14 protein-coding genes and 1 tRNA gene are annotated in these 19,294 nt (G+C 64.6%); 9 read left to right on the top strand and 6 right to left on the bottom strand.

The genetic code is table 11. The annotated features are described in order from the left end of the window. Positions 1 to 21 precede the first annotated feature (21 nt). The 3 genes from AC3WLC_RS29640 to AC3WLC_RS29630 all read right to left on the bottom strand — a co-directional run bounded on the left by AC3WLC_RS29640 (position 22) and on the right by AC3WLC_RS29630 (position 3,051). A complete protein-coding gene (locus tag AC3WLC_RS29640) occupies positions 22 to 984 on the bottom strand; it encodes a DUF2950 domain-containing protein (RefSeq protein ID WP_493687487.1) in 963 nt (320 codons plus the stop codon). Between the two features lie 49 nt (positions 985 to 1,033). After that, positions 1,034 to 2,575 carry a DUF3300 domain-containing protein gene (locus AC3WLC_RS29635; RefSeq protein WP_493687486.1) on the bottom strand — a complete coding sequence of 514 codons (1,542 nt, stop codon included), beginning with the start codon at positions 2,573 to 2,575 and terminating at the stop codon, positions 1,034 to 1,036. Between the two features lie 215 nt (positions 2,576 to 2,790). Continuing rightward, on the bottom strand, positions 2,791 to 3,051 hold the full coding sequence (locus tag AC3WLC_RS29630; RefSeq protein WP_493687485.1) for a hypothetical protein: 261 nt from the start codon (positions 3,049 to 3,051) through the stop codon (positions 2,791 to 2,793). Positions 3,052 to 3,336: 285 nt separating this feature from the next. On the opposite strand from AC3WLC_RS29630, the gene AC3WLC_RS29625 reads away from it, so the two are divergent. From AC3WLC_RS29625 to AC3WLC_RS29605, 5 genes are all read left to right on the top strand, one after another. Then, a complete protein-coding gene (locus tag AC3WLC_RS29625) occupies positions 3,337 to 6,099 on the top strand; it encodes a decarboxylase (protein ID WP_493687484.1) in 2,763 nt (920 codons plus the stop codon). A 39-nt stretch (positions 6,100 to 6,138) separates the two neighbouring features. Then, a complete protein-coding gene (aspT, locus tag AC3WLC_RS29620; RefSeq protein ID WP_493687483.1) occupies positions 6,139 to 7,830 on the top strand; it encodes an aspartate-alanine antiporter in 1,692 nt (563 codons plus the stop codon). A 49-nt stretch (positions 7,831 to 7,879) separates the two neighbouring features. Beyond that, positions 7,880 to 9,505, top strand: a complete 1,626-nt coding sequence (locus AC3WLC_RS29615) for a bifunctional aspartate transaminase/aspartate 4-decarboxylase (RefSeq protein WP_493687482.1) — start codon at positions 7,880 to 7,882, stop codon at positions 9,503 to 9,505. A gap of 119 nt (positions 9,506 to 9,624) precedes the next feature. Beyond that, the gene (gene aspT / locus AC3WLC_RS29610) at positions 9,625 to 11,307 is read left to right on the top strand and encodes an aspartate-alanine antiporter (protein WP_493687481.1); all 1,683 of its coding nucleotides are present in this window, start codon (positions 9,625 to 9,627) and stop codon (positions 11,305 to 11,307) included. A gap of 243 nt (positions 11,308 to 11,550) precedes the next feature. Next, a complete protein-coding gene (locus tag AC3WLC_RS29605; protein ID WP_493687479.1) occupies positions 11,551 to 13,293 on the top strand; it encodes an adenylate cyclase in 1,743 nt (580 codons plus the stop codon). Positions 13,294 to 13,359: 66 nt separating this feature from the next. Here AC3WLC_RS29605 and AC3WLC_RS29600 read toward each other — a convergent pair whose 3' ends face one another. Further along, a complete protein-coding gene (locus AC3WLC_RS29600; protein ID WP_493687478.1) occupies positions 13,360 to 13,614 on the bottom strand; it encodes a hypothetical protein in 255 nt (84 codons plus the stop codon). A 795-nt stretch (positions 13,615 to 14,409) separates the two neighbouring features. Between AC3WLC_RS29600 and AC3WLC_RS29595 the strand changes: the two genes are divergently transcribed. Then, positions 14,410 to 14,988: a DUF3489 domain-containing protein gene (locus AC3WLC_RS29595; RefSeq protein WP_493687477.1), complete on the top strand. Its 579-nt coding sequence runs from the start codon at positions 14,410 to 14,412 to the stop codon at positions 14,986 to 14,988. Then, positions 14,985 to 15,209, top strand: coding sequence for a hypothetical protein (locus AC3WLC_RS29590; RefSeq protein ID WP_493687476.1), 225 nt, complete (start codon positions 14,985 to 14,987; stop codon positions 15,207 to 15,209). The genes AC3WLC_RS29595 and AC3WLC_RS29590 overlap by 4 nt, the downstream gene beginning before the upstream one ends. A 283-nt stretch (positions 15,210 to 15,492) precedes the next feature. On the opposite strand, the gene AC3WLC_RS29585 is transcribed toward AC3WLC_RS29590, so the two are convergent. Both AC3WLC_RS29585 and glpK read right to left on the bottom strand, forming a co-directional pair. After that, positions 15,493 to 15,566: transfer RNA gene (locus tag AC3WLC_RS29585), tRNA-Gln, on the bottom strand. 170 nt (positions 15,567 to 15,736) lie between these two features. Continuing rightward, positions 15,737 to 17,239 carry a glycerol kinase GlpK gene (gene glpK, locus AC3WLC_RS29580; protein WP_493687475.1) on the bottom strand — a complete coding sequence of 501 codons (1,503 nt, stop codon included), beginning with the start codon at positions 17,237 to 17,239 and terminating at the stop codon, positions 15,737 to 15,739. A 230-nt stretch (positions 17,240 to 17,469) separates the two neighbouring features. Between glpK and AC3WLC_RS29575 the strand changes: the two genes are divergently transcribed. Further along, entirely contained in the window at positions 17,470 to 18,570 is a 1,101-nt protein-coding gene (locus AC3WLC_RS29575) for a Ppx/GppA phosphatase family protein (RefSeq protein ID WP_493687474.1), read from the top strand. Next, positions 18,567 to 19,289 carry an RlmE family RNA methyltransferase gene (locus tag AC3WLC_RS29570; RefSeq protein ID WP_493687473.1) on the top strand — a complete coding sequence of 241 codons (723 nt, stop codon included), beginning with the start codon at positions 18,567 to 18,569 and terminating at the stop codon, positions 19,287 to 19,289. Before AC3WLC_RS29575 ends, AC3WLC_RS29570 begins: the two co-directional genes overlap by 4 nt. Positions 19,290 to 19,294 lie beyond the last annotated feature (5 nt).

Genomic DNA, 19,294 nt, shown 5'->3' with positions numbered 1-19,294 from the left:
TGATCTGGATTGAACCGCGAGTTAAGGCCGGTTACCCGCTGCATCGGTGCCGTTTGGTTTGAGATTATCGGGCGAGACCTTGTCCCAGCCCTTTCCGGGGTCGAAACGGGTCATACGCGCTGCCGCGTATCGGGTGCCCGGACCCAAATCCTTCTGGTAGATCGCGCCGGCGTGGCTGGCGATGAAGCTCATCACTCCGGACCGGCCGTATTCGGCCGGATAGGCGAGCAGCGCGAAGCCGCCGATCATCTTGCCGCCAACGACGTAATCGATCGCGCCGCCGGGAGCCGCACTCCCCTGACGCTTGAGGATCTTGTAGAAATAGCCATGGAAGGGCTGAGGCCGCTGGCTCGCCCGATAGCCCTCGGCAGCGGCATCTGCTGCGAGCCTGCCGAGGGGGCTTTCCTCTTCGCCGGGAGACGTCTCCCAGTACAGGCCGTCCTTCGCCTTGTCGCCGCTGACGATCCGTTGTGCGTAGGTGCCGGCGCCCTGGCCGCGGTCCTTCGCAGCATAGTCCTGCTGGGCGTCGATGAAGGCGAGCGTGGTCTGGATCGCATCGAGCTCATTTCGGCCGATCCGTCGCAGCCTGACCTCGCGGTATCCCGCCTGCGTGTCGAACTTCCAGTGGCCCAAGGCGCGCACCAGCGGGATCGCGAACGGGAAATCGTCCTGGCCGATGAGGAGCGTCGCCGAATTGCCCTGCTGGTTGATTGAATGGCGGTTGTCATAGGCCGAGGCGAAGCGCTGGCGGTCGGCGGCGTCCATTACCTGGTCGCCGGACGACACGATCTTGGGACCACTGGCTCCGAGAATCGAATGCAGGCGCCGCAGATTGCTGTCGCGTGCGGCAGAGACCAGCGCGGAGGCTGCGTCTTCGGGCGTCTTGAAGAGCTCCTGCGCCCCTGCTATCACGACCGAAGCGAGGAGGCTCGCCAGCGTCGGGCATAGGAGGCGCTGGGCGGAACGGGCTGCAAACCTCAGCATATTATCGGCCTCCTTCCTTCATTCACGGGTCGGTCCCGACAGCCTGCGATCAGTGCGATGTCGTCGCTGCCGGCAGAGAGCCGCCTGACGCTCGCCATGTCTCGAATGTCTGAAACCGGACTCCGATCCGGCGATAGTCGACGCGCAGATAGCCGTCCGCCCCGCGCCACACAGCTTGCGGCACCACGCTTTGGACCTCCTGGGCGATGACGCCCACGTAAGTTCTGTCGGAGCCATGATAGGCGAAGCGATAGAGGCCGATCCCGTTCGCAAACCGGCCCAGCAGCTCAATGTCGGTTTTCAGCGCGAGATCGGACCGGCGACCTCCGCCTGCTCGTGCTCCGCCACCCGCCCTTGCGCCGCCTCCCATGCGCGCTCCGCCGCCCATATGTCCTCCACCCATGCGGGCTCCGCCGCCGCTGAAGCCTCCCCGCCCGCCCGAAGGCCTGGGGCCAGCCATGCCGCGGGCGGCGCCGGAATTGGCGTAGCTCGCCCGCCCGCGTTGCGATTGCAGGTTCGCGGCACGACCGGACTGCACATTGCCGAAGGCGCCATCACGCCTGGGCTGGGCGGGGCGCTGTGCGGGCCGTCCCGCTGCACCGCCGCCAGGCCGGGACTGGCCGGGGCCGGTGCGATCGCCGGCTCGCCGATCGCCGACATTGGCGCCAGCGCCCGGGCGCCCGCTGGCATCGGCCCGCCCACCTGGCCGCTGCTCGGGACGCGGGCGGGACCCGATGTCGCCCGGCCCACGGTCGCCGCCGCCCGGCCGCAGGACCTGGTCGCCGCCACGGCCCCGGAAGTCCATCCGCCCGTCGCTACCCGCCCGGATAGTGTTGTTGCCAAAGCGCTGCTGAACGGCGTTGTTGCGATATTGAACACCGTGGCGGTGCTGCGGATTATGCTGCCAATGCGTCACTCGGTTGCGGTCGACATTGATGTTGTTGTTGTTCCAATTGATGTTTCCACCCCAGTAGTTGCCGTTCGAGGCCCAGCGGCCCAAGCCGTACGCGGCGCCGAAGGCAAGTCCGGTCGCGATCACGCCCGTGGCAATGTAGCCGGGAGCGGGAAAGTAGTAGGGTTGGGTATCGACATAGGGCCACGTGCCGTAGACGACGGCCGGATCGTATTGGGGCACATAGATCGTCTCGGAAGATGTCGGCTCGATCGCGATGATCTGCCTGTCGTTCTCCTGGCGGACCACCACCGTCTGCTGCGAGCCGGACGACAGCTTCTTGCCTTCGTGCGCGCGGGCACGAAGGCGTTGGATGCCGTCCATCAGGTCGGCCTGCTGGGCCAGGACCGCGTCGCCGAGCTTCTGGGTCCAGTCGAGATTCTTGCTCAACCTTTCGAGCACCTCGGGCGTCGCGACGAGCGCCTTGACGCTGGTGTCCCATGGCTGCTGTTCGGCCGCCGCGGCGAGCTGGTCCCCCTTGAGCTGCTTGTTGGCGGCGACCCAGCGCTCTGCCTGGATCACTTCGAGCGGATAGGTCGAGGCCATCAGGATTTGGGCTACCAGTATGTCGGGATAAAGCGCTATCGGGGCGACGAGCGCGTCGAGCTGGGCCTTGCTCAGCCCCTGATCGCTCGGCACGGCGGTTGCCGTCGCTGACGTCGCAGGGGAAGGCTGAGGCGCTTGTGCCTGAGCAAGTGCGCGAGGGCTCAATCCGGTCGCGACGAGACAAGCCAGAACTATGCGAAGGTACATCGCCTCTCTCCGTCGGGATACAGGCAAGGCGCCAAGAATGTGCGGGAGGTCGAAAGAAATTAGCTAGAATTCAAAAGTCTTCAGAATGCGATTTATTTTCCTCACCGCTTTCCCCCGCCCGAGCTCGTGCCGAGTCCGCGCTCGGCTTCCTGCAACCGGCGGAACGCATCGATATTGTCTTTTCCTGCGGCCATAGCATCACTCATCTTGCCGTTCTGCATCATTGCATGATTTTCCCACAAATTATCCATGATGCATCCAGCAATCCTATTGCAAGCCGAGGCCGGTCGTAGGCTCATCACGCCAGCAGCGACGTTCAGGCCAAGGAACAAGGCTGATCCGATCGCGATGCTTTTGATCATGACTTGAACTCCCTGGAACAAGACCATCTCGATAGGGTAGCCGCGATCGCGTCCGGAGGGCCCGCCGGGGCTCAACTACCGGAGACATCCCTGCCGAGACTGAGAGCCAATACTAACCGATCCTGCGCGGCGAGAACCTGTACCTAAGGACAATACGCCAGCGGCGGTTCTTATGTTGAGTTTTCCTGAGAATTAACTGCGCGCAGCAGCCCGGGTGTTGGGGCAGCTCCTCGACGCGATGCGGTTGCGACTTCGGAATCTCGCCGGTCAAGGAAAGGGCTTGAAATGGCCTCCACCCTCCAGGAAGCGCGCTCGATCGATCACTTCTTCTCGGCCCCTTCGGGGCGTACCGACCGCTGGCGCGATCTGCATGCGATCGCGCGCTCATGGGCAAAGGGCGCGCAACCGAAGCAGGCCGTGGCAGCCGCGCTGGACGAGCTGGGCGCGATCGAGGAATTCCACGCTTTTCCCGGCGGCGACCTGATCGCTGCGCTGCGCGAGCGGCTGAAGAACGAGGACGCAAACGGCTTCCTCGCTCTGGCCAAGCGGATATCGCTGGCGATCATCACCGGCAACTACAAGCACGACTCCAAGGAATGGCAGGCAATCGACCTGTCTCTCGCCGAGCCGATCGATGTGTTGCCGGCGGGCCTCGGGGACGGGGGCTCCCACCGCCCTTACTTCGAGATGCTGACCGTCACACCCGCCCCGACCGGGCGCTGGCCGAGCATGGCCGCCGAATTTCGGCGGCTGCGGCGTGCAGAAGATGCGTTCGTCTACGAGACGATCCTGGTCGGCAGCCTCGAGGACGCGATCTGCGCGGCCGTGCTGAATCCGGACATCGCCGCCGTCGCAATCTACGAAGGCTTTGCCCTACGCTCAGCCCATGATGCGCCGGTGCTGCGCAACGTGCTCGCGGCGCAGCAGCCGCTGCTCGACAAGGTCGACGAAGCCGATCTGGCCTTGCGACTCGCGGCAGGCTTGAAGGCGATTCGGCCGGAGCTCGACATCTATCTGCTCTCGGATCGGCGCGTCGAGAAGCTGGCCGGTGATCCGCGAGCGGCGATGATCCGTCGCGTGATGTACCAGATCGAGGAGCCGCTCGAGCTTCACCTCTCGGTACTGGAGGGCATCAAGGCCCGCTTCGAAACGCCCTTCTTCGACAATCTGAAGCTCTATGCGCAGAGGCCGATCGGCACCTTCCACGCGCTGCCGATCGCACGCGGCAAGTCGGTGTTCCGCTCGCCCTGGATCCGCGACATGGGGCAGTTCTACGGCATCAACCTCTTCCTGGCGGAAAGCAGCGCGACCACCGGCGGTCTCGACAGCCTGCTGGAGCCGACCGGCAACATCAAACGGGCGCAGGATATGGCGGCGCGCGCCTTCGGCGCCGAGCACGTGTTCTTCGTCACCAACGGCACGAGCACCTCGAACAAGATGGTGCTGCAGGCGCTGATCGGGCCCGGCGACATCGTGATCCTCGACCGCAATTGCCACAAATCGCACCATTACGGGCTGGTGTTGAGCGGGGCTCAACCCTTCTACGTCGAGGCGTTCCCGATGGTGGAATTCTCGATGTACGGCGCCGTGCCGCTGCGCACGATCAAGAAGGCGCTGCTCGACCTCGAGGCCGAAGGCCGGCTCGACCGGGTCAAGATGGTCGACCTGACCAACTGCACTTTCGATGGCCACATCTACAACACCCGGCGCGTGATGGAGGAATGCCTTGCCATCAAGCCCGACCTGATCTTCCTGTGGGACGAGGCCTGGTTCGGCTTCGCACGCTGGTCGCCCTTCCTGCGGCCACGGACCGCGATGGGCGCGGCTGCCGATATCGAGGCTTGGATCCGCGATCCCGCTTCGGTCGTCCAATACGAGCGGCAACGCAAGGAACTCGGCGGCAAGCCGTCGATCGACAAGTTGCTGGACACCCGCCTCGCGCCCGATCCGCGCGCGGTGCGCCTGCGCGTCTACCAGACCAATTCGACCCATAAGTCGATGTCGGCGATCCGGCAGGGCTCGATGGTCCTGGTCAAGGATGTCGATTTTCACAAGGTCGAGGCGCAGTTCCATGAGGCGGTGTTCACTCATGCCTCGACGAGCCCGAACCAGCAGCTCATCGCCAGCCTCGATGTCGCCCGTCGCCAGATGGAGCTCGAGGGCTACGGCCTGGTCATGAACGCGATCGAGGTGGCGCTCGACATCCGGCGCGAGGTTGCCACCCACCCGCTCATCTCGAAATATTTCCGGATCGTCGGCGCCGACGGGATGGTGCCGAAGGAATACCGCAGCAGCGGCTTCGTCGATTTCCTCGCCCCCGATACACGCTGGGACGATCAGTTGCGCAGCATGCGGGAGGACGAGTTCTGCCTCGACCCGACCCGCATGACGCTGGTCTGCGGCACCGCGGGCTTCGACGGGACGAGCTTCAAGGGGCTGCTCGCCGCCCAGTACAACATCCAGGTCAACAAGACCTCGCGAAACTCGGTCCTGCTGCAGTCGAACATCAACAACACGCGCAGCGACGTCGCCCTGCTGATCAGCGTCCTGCTCAAGATCAGCAACGAGATCGAGGCGAGGCTGCAGCGCGGCGGAGAGTCGGAGCAGAAGGCGTTCGCGGCCCGCGTCCACGCGCTGATGAACGAAGTGCCGGATCTGCCGGACTTCAGTCACTTCCACGATGCCTTCCGCGCCGATGCCGGCGAGACGACGCCTGAAGGCGATATCCGAAGCGCCTTCTTCGCCGCCTATGCCGAGGAGCAGTGCGAATATCTGCGCATCGATAGCCCGGACTGCGACCGCCGGATCGACAAGGGGCCGGCACTGATCTCGGCGAACTTCGTGATCCCCTATCCACCGGGCTTCCCCATCCTGGTGCCGGGGCAGGTGGTTACACACGAAACGATCACCTTCATGCGCAAGCTCGATGTGAAGGAGATCCACGGCTACGAGAAGTCAAAAGGTCTCAAATTGCTCAAGCCGGATGCGCTGCTCAGCAAGAAAAGCCGCGTTACCGGCAACGGCCGAAAGAAATCGCAGGCGGCATAGTCAGCGCGTAGGCCCTGAACACTAAAATGAGGGATCGTCATGTTCGACTGGTTCGTCAGCACGCTGCGCACTTACCCTGAGATTGCGCTCTTCCTGTCCCTCGCCATCGGCTATTACGTCGGCGGCTTCGCCTATAAGGGCTTCAGCCTCGGCGCGGTGACATCGACGCTCATCGCCGCGGTGATCATCGGTCAGCTCGGCATCACCATCTCCGGGAACGTCAAGTCGACTTTCTTCCTGATGTTCCTGTTCGCGGTCGGCTATGGCGTCGGGCCGCAATTCGTCCGCGGCATCGCCAAGGACGGCGCCCCCCAGGCGGTGTTCGCGGTCCTCGTGACTGTGTTCTGCCTTGCGATTCCCGTCATCATCGCAAAATTCGCGGGCTATCATCCAGGCTATGCCGCCGGCCTCTATGCCGGCACGCAGACGATCTCTGCCTCGATGGGTCTGGCGACCGACGCGATCAACCGCCTGGGGCTCTCTCCCGAACAGACCAAGGAATATCTCGACGCCATGCCGGTCGCCTATGCGGTGACCTATATCTTCGGCACCGTCGGCTCTGCCATGGTACTGGCACTGTTGGGGCCGAAACTCCTGGGCATCGATCTCGTCCAGGCCTGCAAGGACTATGAGGCGAGGCTCGGCGGCGGCAAGGAGATCGGCGGGCCGGGCTCTGCCTGGCGCCGCTTCGAGTTGCGCGCCTTCCGCCTTCGCTCCGGGGCGAAGGTCGCCGGCATGCGGGCCGCGGAGGCCGAGGCGCTGGTGCCAGACGCCCGCGTCTTCGTCGAGCGCATCCGCCGCAACGGCGCGATCGAAGACGCCACCGCCGACACGGTCCTGCAGGAAGGGGATGTCATCGCACTGGCCGGGCCGCGCGAGACCCTCGTCAACCTGATCGGCCAGAACGCCGACGAGGTCGAGGATCCCGAACTGCTCGATCTGAAGGCCGAGGGCATCGACATCTACGTCACCAGCAAGGATGTCGATGGCAAGACCCTGACGGAGCTGTCGCACTTGCCGACGGCGCGCGGCGTCTTCCTCCGCAAGATCGTCCGTGGTGCGACCGCGGTCAGCATCCCGATCCTGCCAGAGACGGTGATCCACCGCGGCGACATCCTCACCGTCGTCGGCCGCACCCAGGACATCGCCGCGGTCTCCAAGGCTCTTGGGCATGCCGATCGCCCGAGCGATGTGGCGGATGTGGCCTTCATCGGCGGCGCCATCGTGCTCGGCGCCCTAATCGGCGCGATTGTCTTCAAGGTCTCGGGCGTCCCGTTGACACTGTCGACGGCCGGGGGCGCGCTGATCTCCGGCCTGGTCTTCGGCTGGCTGCGCTCGGTGCGCCCATTCTTCGGCCGCATCCCGAGCTCGACCGTCTGGTTCATGAATTCGGTCGGCCTCAACATGTTCATCGCGGTCGTCGGCATCTCGGCCGGTCCGGGCTTCGTCAAGGGCCTGCAGACCCAGGGTGTCGGTCTCTTCCTATGGGGCGCGGTCGCCACGGCGATCCCGCTGATCCTTGCGATGTTCGTCGGCAAATTCATCTTCCGCTTCGACCCGGCGATCCTGCTCGGTGCCTGTGCCGGCGCCCGCACGACGACAGCCGCACTCGGCATGATCTGCGAGACCGCCAAGAGTCAGGTGCCCGCCCTCGGCTACACGGTGACCTATGCCGTCGGAAACACGCTGCTCACGATCTGGGGCATGGTGATCATCATGCTCATGACCTAGTCGACCACGTCATAACTCTTTGAAACGACACATATTTCGGAGACATGTCATGGACCCCGTCACTCTGCGCAGCTTCGAGAAGCTCAGCCCCTTCGAGATCAAGGACGAGCTGATCCGCCTCGCCAAGCTGACTGCCCAGAATTCCTCGATCGCGATGCTCAATGCCGGACGCGGCAATCCGAACTGGGTCGCGATGACGCCGCGCGAAGGCTTCTTCCTGCTCGGCCAGTTCGCGATCACCGAAAGCCGGCGCACGATGAGCAAGCCCGCTGGAATTGGCGGCATGCCAAAGGCTGACGGCATCGCCGCGCGGCTCGACGGTTGGCTCGCGGACCACAAGGACGCGCCCGGAGCCGGCTTCCTCAAGAACATGGTCGCCTTCGCGGTCAAGAAGTTCGACTTCAAGCCCGATGCCTTTGTCCATGAACTTGTCGACTCGATCATCGGCGACAACTATCCGGTGCCGGACCGCATGCTCGTCCACAACGAGCGCGTCGTGCACGAATACCTGATGTGGGCGATGTGCGGCGAGCCGCGCCCGTCCGGCCAGTTCGATCTCTACGCAGTCGAGGGCGGCACGGCGGCGATGTGCTACCTCTTCAAGTCGCTGAAGGCCAACCGCCTGCTCAACGCCGGCGACACCATCGCGCTGGCGACGCCGATCTTCACCCCCTATCTCGAAATGCCCCATCTCGAGGATTACGGCCTCGACGTGATCTCGATCGCGGCACCGCAGGAAAACCGCTTCCAATTCACCGACGAGGAGTTGAAGAAGCTCGAAGACCGGAAGGTTAAGGCCTTCTTCGTGGTCAACCCGGGCAATCCCTATGCGGTCGCGCTCAGCGAACAGACCATCGCCAAGATCGTCAAACTGGTCGAGACCAAGCGTCCCGATCTCCTGATCCTGACCGACGACGTCTACGGGACGTTCGTCCCGGGCTTCCGCAGCCTGCTCGGTGCCCTGCCGCGCAACACCATCGGCGTCTATTCCTATTCGAAGTATTTCGGCTGCACCGGCTGGCGGCTGGGCGTCATCGCGATCCATCGCGAGAACATCTTCGACAAAGCCATTGCTAACCACCCGGAGAAGACACTGGCAGTACTCGACAAGCGCTATGGACCGCTGACACTCAAGCCGCGCGAGATGAAGCTGATCGACCGTATTGTGGCCGACAGCCGCGACATCGCGCTCAATCACACTGCCGGCCTCTCTTTGCCGCAGCAGGTGATGATGACGTTGTTCTCACTGTCCGAACTGATGGATGAGGCCAAGCTGTACCAGAAGACCTGCATGGAGATCGTCAATAGCCGGGCGCAGAAGATGATCGAAGGGCTCGGCATAGAGGTGCCGGAGAACGTCCTGCACGACCGCTACTACGGCCTGGTCGATTTTGAGTTCTGGGCCAACAAATATGTCGGCCCCGAAGTCGTCGCGTATATGAAGAAGAACATCCACCCGCTCGACATCGTCTTCCGCCTTGCGGAAGACCACGGCATCGTCCTGCTCAACGGTGGCGGCTTCCATGCGCCGGACTGGTCGGTCCGCGTCTCCTTCGCCAACCTCGATGACGAGGTCTATGGCCAGATCGGCCGGGCGACGCGCGCAGTTGCGCGCGGCTATCGCCAGGCTTTCGAAGCCTACAAGCAGGCCCTGTCGGAGAAGGCCAAGGCCTGAGCCTGCAAAGCCGTCGAAGGCGCGTGGACCGGGGCGGATCAGCGGCGGAGCCGCCCCGGCAACGATAGAGGCAGGACCGGCTCCGGTCCGGGGTTCGCCCGCTTCACTGCGAGGGGCCAATGAGCTACGTCGCCTACGCGCTCCGTGAAAGCCCCGATCTCGCAATCTTCCTGACCGTGGCTCTCGGTTTTCTGATCGGGCGGTTGAAGTTTGGCAGCTTCAGCCTCGGCATCGTCGTCGGCTGTCTGCTCGCCGGCGTCCTGATCGGACAGCTCGACATCAAGGTTTCACCGCTGGTCAAGGCGGTCTTCTTCGATCTCTTCCTGTTCACCACCGGGTACAAGGTCGGCCCGCAATTCTTCCGTGCCCTGAAGCGGGACGCACTGCCACAGGTGGCGCTCACCGTGGTCCTCTGCGTCACCTGCCTGCTGACGGCGCTGATGTTCGCAAAGCTGCTGAGCTACGACATCGGCACCGCAGCCGGCCTGCTCGCCGGAGCCTTCTCTGAATCGACGGTGATTGGCACGGCCGGCGAAGCGATCCAGCGCCTTCCCTTGCCGGAGGCGGAGCGGACAGCGCTCATCAACAACATCCCGGTGGCCTATGCCGTCACCTATCTCGTCGGCACCGCTTCGCTGGTCTGGTTCCTTCCCAAGATCGGCCCCAAACTGATGGGCGTCGACCTGAAGAAGGTCGCCGCCATGCGGGCGCAGTCGACGGCTTCGGCGGCCGAAACTGAAGGGGTGGTCTCAGCCGCAAGGGTTTTCGATGTCCGGGCCTATCGCGTTGCCAACAGCCAGCTCTTCGGGCGAACGGTCGCCGAGCTGGAGGCAATGCCCAAGGCAGGGCGCGCCTACCTCCTGCGCATTCGTCGCGGAGAGGCGCTGCTGGAGCCGTCCGCCGACCTCGTTCTTCGCCAGGACGACATCATCGCCGTGATGGCACGGCAGGAAATCCACACCGAGCGTGGCGACGCGATTGGCATGGAGGTCAGCGACCCGGCTCTCCTCGATATCCCGATCGAGTCGCTCGACGTGGTCCTCAGCAACCGCGCGCTCGATGGGCGACCGCTGGCCGAGCTGGCGAAAGGGCAATTCGCCCGCGGCGTCTTTCTGTCGCGATTGACGCGCTCGGGCGTCGACATGCCGATCGGCGCCGAGAGCAGGGTCGATCGCGGCGACGTGCTGTCGATCGTCGGCCCGCTGCCCAGCGTCGAGCGGGCTGCAGCCGAACTGGGTTATCCGGACCGGCGCACCTCGGCGACCGACATGGTCTTCGTCGGCTTCGGCATCTTTCTCGGCGGGCTCGTCGGCCTGCTGACTGTCGTTGTCGGCAATGTACCGCTGACGCTGACCACCAGCGGCGGCGCCCTGATCATGGGTCTCGTCTTCGGGTGGCTGAGGTCGGCCTACCCGTTTTTTGGCCGCATCCCCGAGCCGGCGATCTGGATCTTCGATACGCTCGGACTATGCATGTTCATCGGCATCGTCGGCCTGAGCGCCGGCCCGAGCTTCGTATCGGGGCTGAGCACGACCGGGCTCAGCCTCGTCGTGGTCGGCCTGGTGTCCGCGCTGCTGCCGCACACGATCGGCATCCTGTTCGGCCGGTACGTCCTGAAGATGGATCCGCTCATCGTCTTGGGCGCTTGCGCCGGAGCTGGTACGATCACTGCCGCGCTGCGAGCCGTTCAGGACGAGGCGCAGAGCAGTGTTCCAGCGCTCGGCTACACGGTTCCCTATGCGATCGGCAATATCCTGCTGACGGCCTGGGGGCCGGTTCTCGTTGCGCTGATGTCGATCTGACCGAAGTGATCACGGATCCGCGAGCGGAGCGCCCTCGCTCGATTTTTTGATATCGATCAATGCCCGAATGTTGACGGCTGTTCATATTCGTCCGGTGCCTGCTGGCCGACATGCCCGTCCGAGACGGAATAATCCTATTACTCATCCCAATTAGCTAAAATACATACTTGTTTGATTGAGATATTCGAGTTGGCCAAATCTTGCGTCAGAAATACTATTTCTCTCGCATGAGGGTGCGACATCATGAGGAGTTCCAGAGCGCACCGCGACGACCATGACGGCGTAGACGCCGACGCGGTTCGAAGACAGGTCGACCGGATTCTGAAGAGCGCAGATTTCGCGGCGACAGGGCGGCTGCGGAATTTCCTGAGCTTTGTCGTCGAAGAAGCGCTGGCGGGGCGAGGCAATCGCCTCAAGGCGTATGTGATCGCCAAGGAGGTGTTCGGTCGCGGCGATAATTTTGACACGATGAACGATCCGGTGGTGCGCATCGAAGCGGGGCGCCTCCGGCGCGCGTTGGAGCGGTATTACCTGCTGTCCGGCCGCGAAGATCCGATCCGGATCGATATCCCCAAGGGAACGTATATTCCCACGCTGCAATGGACCGGTCGCGAGGTCCCTGTGGAGGTCGATGCCGATTCTGAGGGCATGCCGGCTCCGCTGACGCAGACGCTCTGGGCGCGACGCCGGCGCCTCGGTCAATTTGCGGGCGTCCTGTCGATTGCGTTGCTGCTCATCCTGGCCGTGGTTGGAGGTCGGACCGGCTTGCCGAAAAAGCTTGCTAGTCCGGAAATCACGATCGAGGTCCTCCCGTTCGCGAACCTGTCCGGCGCACCGGGAGCGCTCTACGCATCCGGTATCTCCGACGAATTGCTCACCCAGCTGGCACGGTTCAGGGATCTGAAGGTGGTCGGCGGCCTTCCGAACGCTCCGGGCCAGGGGGCGAATGCTACTGATCTGTTCGCGGGCCCCCGGTATCTGCTCGCTGGCGGGGTTCGTGTCGCAAGCGAGCAGCTGCGTGTGTCGGCCAGGCTCATCGACCGGCAGAGCTGGAGAATCGTCTGGAGCCAAATCTATGACCGAACCCTGAGGGGAGCAGGGAGCTTCGAGATCGAGGCCGACATTGCGGCGAAGGTGGCGGCGGCGGTCGCGCAGCCTTATGGCGCGATCTTCGCGCCCGCTTCGCAGAACTCTTTGACGCAAATCGCGGGGAATGCGGAGGCCTATCTGTGTGCCCTGCGCTTCTACCATTATCGCAAGGTGCTCGACCGCGAGGAGCACTCCGCAACGCGCGATTGCCTGGAAAGGACGGTCGCTGACTACCCCGCCTATTCGACTGGCTGGGCCATGCTGGCGTATCTGTACTTGGACGAGGATCGTTTCGACCTGAATAGACGCGGGCCGTCGCCGGCTGGAACGGATCGTGCGCGTCAGGCCGCGGAGCGCGCGGTCGAGCTCGATGGCACCAACGCCCGAGCGCTCCAGGCACTCATGACAGTGCTGTTCTTCAGCCGGATGCCGGACGCTGCCCTTGAGATCGGCGCGAAAGCGCTGGCACTCAACCCGAACGATACCGAGATATTGGCCGAATTCGGCAGCCGGATTGCTCAGGCTGGTGCTTGGAAACGTGGTGCAGCGATGATGGAAGACGCCTTGGCGAGGAACCCGAGCCAGGCAAGCTATTACATGGGCCTTGTCGCCCTTGCATACTACATGATGGGAAACGATCAGCTTGCCGTTGAATGGATCAAGCGCGCAGATCTTCCGCGTTTTTCATTCTATCATTTCGTTGCCGCCCTCATCTTCACTCGGGCCGGATTGGAGAAAGAGCGCGCTGAAAGCGTCGATCAGTTCCTGAGGATGCGGCCGCGGTTCTTCGACAATTTCGCGGCCGAGCTGACGATGCGGAATTTTACCGCCAGTGATCGAGAGAAACTGACCGAAGCGGCGCGGCGAGCAGGGTTCCCGGTCGGGAAAAGCAACTGAACGCGGACGCCCGACACGTTGGATTGCCAGGTTCGGCGGAAGGTCGAGCGTGCAACGTTCGCGACCTCAGCGGCGCCCAGCGCGATTGACCGGGCCGCCGCGGTTCATCGGGGTTCCCGGCCGCACGCCGACGCCTGGTGCGCCAATGCCCGGCGTGGCCACGGCGCGGGCGACCGGCCGGGGGCGCAGGACAACGCCCGGGGCGGCGATGCAGCCGACCGGATAGTTGATGTACTGACAGTAGACCACGGCGCGAACCTCGCCGGCGCCTCCCATGACCAAGCCAATCAGCACCGCCAACAGAGTGATCGAGAGCCTCATGCGTGCCTCCATCGATCGAGGTGTTATGAGCTTCAGGCGTGAACTGGAATTGCCTGCCGCACCGCTTCAATTTGGCTGACAGGTCAATGAATTTGGCGACGTACGCTTTTTGCGGAAAATCGGTTTGTCGAGGCGGGCACCTAACGCTTTCCAGCCTATCCAAGGCCGTTGGAACTCTGCACCACAGCATCATGCGTGACGCATACCGAGGTTAGACGTGCGAAGAGCGTCAACGGGATGCAATCCCGAAGCACATGACCTTTGCGGGCCGAGGCATCCTCGCGCCAAGCAATGGCTTTCCGGCCCGCTCGCCGGAGTGGCCTATAGACCCTTGTCCGAAGTCAATTTCTATTGACCTTTGGGGCAAGATGTTTCCCGCGGTAGTTCCAATGCTGCTTCTGCCAAGAGAAAGCGCGCCGCAGCCGGGGGGCAAGAGCATTCAGGTGTCGTTCTGCCCTGGTCATGGTTCGTATCCAGGGAGAAGGCCCCCCTCGAAACGGACGTGCTGAATGTCCGAAATGGGCCAGCTCCGGCTGATAATCTGCCGGTCTCAGTAGATTGCCCGGAAGCAGACATTTCGGACGTCAGCAAAGGGCCACCAGCAGAAGCTCCGTTCGTTCTGCTCGACAATCTTCCAGAACCGACTGGACTTCGTGGCCAGCGCAAGCATTGCTGTGAGCGTGGCGGCGCCGAGTTCGTGACGCCGATCTTCCGAAGAACCCTGCCGGCTATGCGCCCTGGCGGGGTCGCGCTGGTGACGGGGATGATCCCGTCGGCAACGCAAGGAAGACCGTCATGGCCCGAAAGAGCGCCCGCAAAAATCAAATCTCGGCTCCCGCCCCTGAAGGAACAGTGCCCCCGCTGACGAATGAGGCCCAAAGCTCGCCGACCGTAGGTAGTCCTGACAGTGCCGACTCGGCGCAGGTCGCCGATGTTGATAGCCACGCTCCCGCTCAGAACGGCGTCACGGTAACGGCCGCGTCCCGCCCGAAGCCGAGCAGCAAGCTCGGCATCATGCTGGGACTACTGGAAGCGGCCGAGGGCGCGACGCTGAACAAGCTGGTCGAGGTCACCGGTTGGTTGCCGCATACCACGTGTGCAGCGCTGACCGGGCTGCGCAAGCGCGGCTATGCCGTAACCAGCGAAAAGCAGCTCCAGCCCAACGGCCGCAATCTCAGCGTCTATCGGATCGCCTGGTCATCGTGCTCAACAGTGAACCGGAGTCGGCGGCGGCAACGTTGGTCGTGCCATTCGCCTGGCAATCGGCCGGCCGCCGCCAAGGCATTGCCCATGAGCCTGCGAGCCGCCCGCGGATCGATCCGACCTCAGCCCAAGCCCTTCTGGCTGGCATCGCCCGCTCACGCCGCTGGATGACCGAACTGCTCGCCGGCAGCGGCGGCATTGCAGCGCTCGCCGAGCAGTCCAGTGTCGAACAGCGCCATCTGCGCCGGCTTCTGCCGCTCGCCTGTCTCTCGCCGCGCATCGTCGAGGCGATCGCTGAGGGCACCGCCCCGGCCAATCTCACGCTGAGCACTCTCTCCAGCGCCCTGCCTCATGACTGGGCTCAGCAGGAGCAGCGCCTTCTGATCGGCTGAGGGCGCGAGCGTCTCAGGCTCTCGCCTGCTAGGCTCGATAGACCCCAATCATCAAACGCCGCTTGCGCAGGATGGAGTCGTCTTGCCGGATTCGAACCGGTCTCCCAGGATAACGAAACGGTCTCAGCAACTTAGCGCCGGACATTCCAAAGTGGTCGGCCCAGACCAAGGCCGAAATCGCACTGAAGTAGATCGCCAGCGCAGCGCCCAGAGACCACCGGGAATCACGTAAGTCTTTGAAATTGCCGGGTAGCCACCGAAACGTCCGAGAAACGGAGCTGAGTGGCTGGGGGACTAGGATTCGAACCTAGACAACCAGAGTCAGAGTCTGGGGTCCTACCGTTAGACGATCCCCCAACGGGCGCGTTGTCTGCGACGCGTCGGATGGGGGCGATCTAAACAACCTCGCGCCCGGTTGCAAGCCTTCTGTGACGATTTCGACATGCGAGCCGTTCACGACGCCTTGCATGACACTCCGGAGGGCACATCGACCTCGTAGAACGCCCGCACCAGCCGCCAAAAACGCGTCAGCCACCACTCAGCGTGCGCCTGACCGAGTCGCGCCAGCCGGCAACATGGTTGCGGCGGGTCTCCTCGGCGAGGCCCGGCGAGAACCGCCGCTCCAGCCGCCAGCGGTCGGCGAACTGCGTCGGTTCGGGCAGCAGGCCGGCATCGAGGCCGGCGAGATAGGCAGCGCCGAGCGCCGTCGTCTCCAGCACCTGCGGCCGGTCGACCGGGGCGGCGAGGATGTCGGCGAGCCGCTGCATGGTCCAGTCGGAGGCGACCATGCCGCCATCGACGCGCAGCACCGTTTCGGCGCCGTCCGCCTCCGGCCAGTCGGAACGCATCGCTTCAAGCAAATCGAGCGTCTGGAAGCAGACCGAATCGAGCGCGGCGCGGGCGAATTCGCGCGGGCCGGTGTTGCGGGTCAGGCCGAACATGGCGCCGCGGGCATTGGCGTCCCAATGCGGCGCGCCAAGGCCGGTAAAGGCCGGCACCAGGTAGACTTGCTGGCCAGGATCGGCATTGGCCGCGAGCGGGCCGCTGTCGGAGGCCTTCTCGATGATACCGAGCCCGTCGCGCAGCCATTGCACCGCGGCGCCGGCGATGAAGATCGAGCCCTCCAGCGCGTAGTGACGCACGCCCTTGAGCTGGTAGGCGATGGTCGAGAGCAGGCGATTCTGCGAAGTGACCGCCTTGGTGCCGGTGTTGAGCAAGGCGAAGCAGCCGGTGCCATAGGTCGATTTCAGCATGCCCGGCTCGAAGCAGGCCTGGCCGACGGTCGCCGCCTGCTGGTCGCCGGCGATACCGCGAATCGCGATCGGCCCGCCGAGCAGGCCGGGCTCGCTGTCGCCGAAATGCGCGGCGCAGTCGCGCACCTGCGGCAGCATCGCTGAGGGAATGTCGAGCAGCGCCAGCAGTTCCTCGTCCCACTGCCCTTTATGGATATCGAACAGCATGGTGCGCGAGGCATTGGTCGCGTCGGTGGCGTGGACGCGACCGCCGGTCAGACGCCAGAGCAGGAAGCAGTCGACGGTACCGAAGGCGAGTTCGCCGCGCCGCGCCCGCTCGCGGGCGCCGGGGACATGGTCGAGGATCCAGGCGATCTTGGTGCCGGAGAAATAGGGGTCGATGCGCAGGCCGGTGCGCTCGGCGACGAGCTTGCCATGGCCATCCGCTTCCAATGCCGCGCAGCGCTCGGCGGTGCGCCTGTCCTGCCAGACGATGGCGCGGTGGATCGCCTGACCGGTCTTGCGGTCCCAGACCAGCGTGGTCTCGCGCTGATTGGTAATGCCGATCGCCGCAACCTCCCCTGCCCGCGCCTCAGCGCGAGCGAGCGCCTGGCGGCAGACCGAGAGCGTGCTCTCCCAGAGGTCCTCCGCCTCATGCTCGACCCAGCCGGAGGCAGGATAGTGCTGCGGGAACTCCTGCTGGGCGCTGGCGACCGGCTGCAGATTCTCGTCGAACAGAATGGCGCGGGAGGACGTCGTGCCCTGGTCGATCGCCAGAATCATGCGCCGCGCCGCCATACCGTTTCTCCCGATTGGTCGCCGCCGGGTTCAAGAAGGCCGGCCGGCGCCGAGCTTTGCCGCGAAGGCCGGGCGCAGGCAAGCGGAAGCCGCGCCGCAGTTTCGCCACAGGTTCCGCTTGGCAGGGGATGCGTGCTGTTGTTACGCTGGCCATCGAATGGAAACGTTCCAGCGTCATGCTGGACTCCGGCAGGCCACCATGACGGTCCTGACCGGCGAAGGGTTAGCAAGTGACGGTCGAAGACCGCCAGGATTCCGACCGCCCCCTCGTGGCGGCGGTCCCCCTACCGGGCGAGCGGCCCGCGCCGCCGGACGCTGTTCGGTTCGCTCCGGCCCCGTCCCAGCGCCCTCACCCCACCACCTATGCCGCGCTCGATCTTGGCACCAATAATTGCCGCCTGCTGATCGCCCGGCCGGCGCAGCACGGCTTCCGCGTCGTCGACGCCTTCTCGCGGATCGTGCGGCTGGGCGAAGGCCTCACCGCCAGCGGCCGGCTCTGCGACGATGCGATGGACCGCGCCGTCGAGGCGCTCAAGGTCTGCAAGAGCAAGATGGACCATCGCGGCGTCACCCGCGCCCGCCTGATCACCACCGAGGCCTGCCGCGCGGCGACCAATGGCGTCGAGTTCGTCCGCCGCGTCGGCGAGGAAGCCAGGCTGAACCTCGAGATCGTCGATCAGCGTACTGAAGCCTCGCTTGCCGTCACCGGCTGCGCCGCGCTGGCGGCGCCCGAGGCCGGGGCCGTCATCGTCTTCGACATCGGCGGCGGCTCGACCGAGATCGTCTGGCTCGGCGGGCGCGAGGCCGGGCGCGATCCGGCCCAGCGCATCCGCGAATGGGCCTCGCTGCCGATCGGTGTCGTCTCGGTGGCCGAGCGCTATGGCGGCGTCGAGGTCGGGCGCGAAAAGTTCGAGCGCATGGTCACCGATTGCAGCGAGGCGCTGGCGCCCTTCGCGGCGAAGGCGGCGGCGGCCCGGAACGCGCCCAATTTCCATCTGCTCGGCACCTCCGGCACCGTCACCACGGTGGCCGGCATTCATCTGCGGCTGCCGCGCTACGATCGGCGCCAGGTCGACGGGCTGTGGATGCAGGATGGCGACATCTGCAGCGTCATCGACGAGCTCGTCGCGATGGACTATGCCCAGCGCCAGGCCAATGCCTGCATCGGCCGCGAGCGGGCCGATCTGGTGCTCGCCGGCTGCGCTATCTTCGAGGCGATCCGGCGCGCTTTCCCGAGCCCGAAGGTGCGCATCGCCGATCGCGGCCTGCGCGAGGGCATCCTGCTCAGGATGATGCATGAGGACCGCGCCTGGTGGCGCCGAAGGCAATGACGACAACGAAATCCGGCAGCGGCGGCGGCGCGCGCGACCTGCGCATCAAGGTCAAGAAGCCCGCCAAGCGCAGCCATTCCTCGCAGCTCTGGCTCGAACGCCAACTCAACGACCCCTATGTGAAGCGGGCGCGCGAGATGGGCTATCGCTCGCGCGCGGCGTTCAAGCTCGCCGAAATGGATGAGCGCTACAAGTTCCTTAAAGCCGGCCAGAAGCTGGTCGATCTCGGCTGCGCGCCGGGCGGCTGGTGCCAGGTCGCGGGCGCCAAGGTCGGGCTCGACAAGGGCAAGGGCAAGATCATCGGCATCGACCTGCTCCCGGTCGACCCGATTCCGCATGTCGAATTGATCCAGCTCGACTTCATGGCCGAGGAAGCCCCTGCCCTGCTGATGGAGAAGCTCGGCGGCAAGGCTGACGGCGTCATGTCCGACATGGCCGCCAACACCACCGGCCACAAGAAGACCGACCACCTTCGGATCATCGGCCTCGCCGAGGCGGCGGTCGAGTTCGCCAACGACGTGCTGGCGCCGGGCGGCTTCTTCCTGGCCAAGCTCTTCCAGGGCGGCGAGTCGGCCGGGCTGCTGGCGCAGCTCAAGCGCGACTTCACGCTGGTGCGCAACATCAAGCCAGCGGCGAGCCGCGCCGATTCCTCCGAGCTCTACGTGCTGGCGACCGGGTTCAGGCGGAAGGCCGAACCGGAGCCGGACGCGGAAGACTGAACGCC

The organism is Allobosea sp. GW821-FHT03A12 (assembly GCF_058986765.1).
Note: the sequence above shows the minus strand (reverse complement) of the source record. Positions and strands in the feature narration are given on the sequence as shown.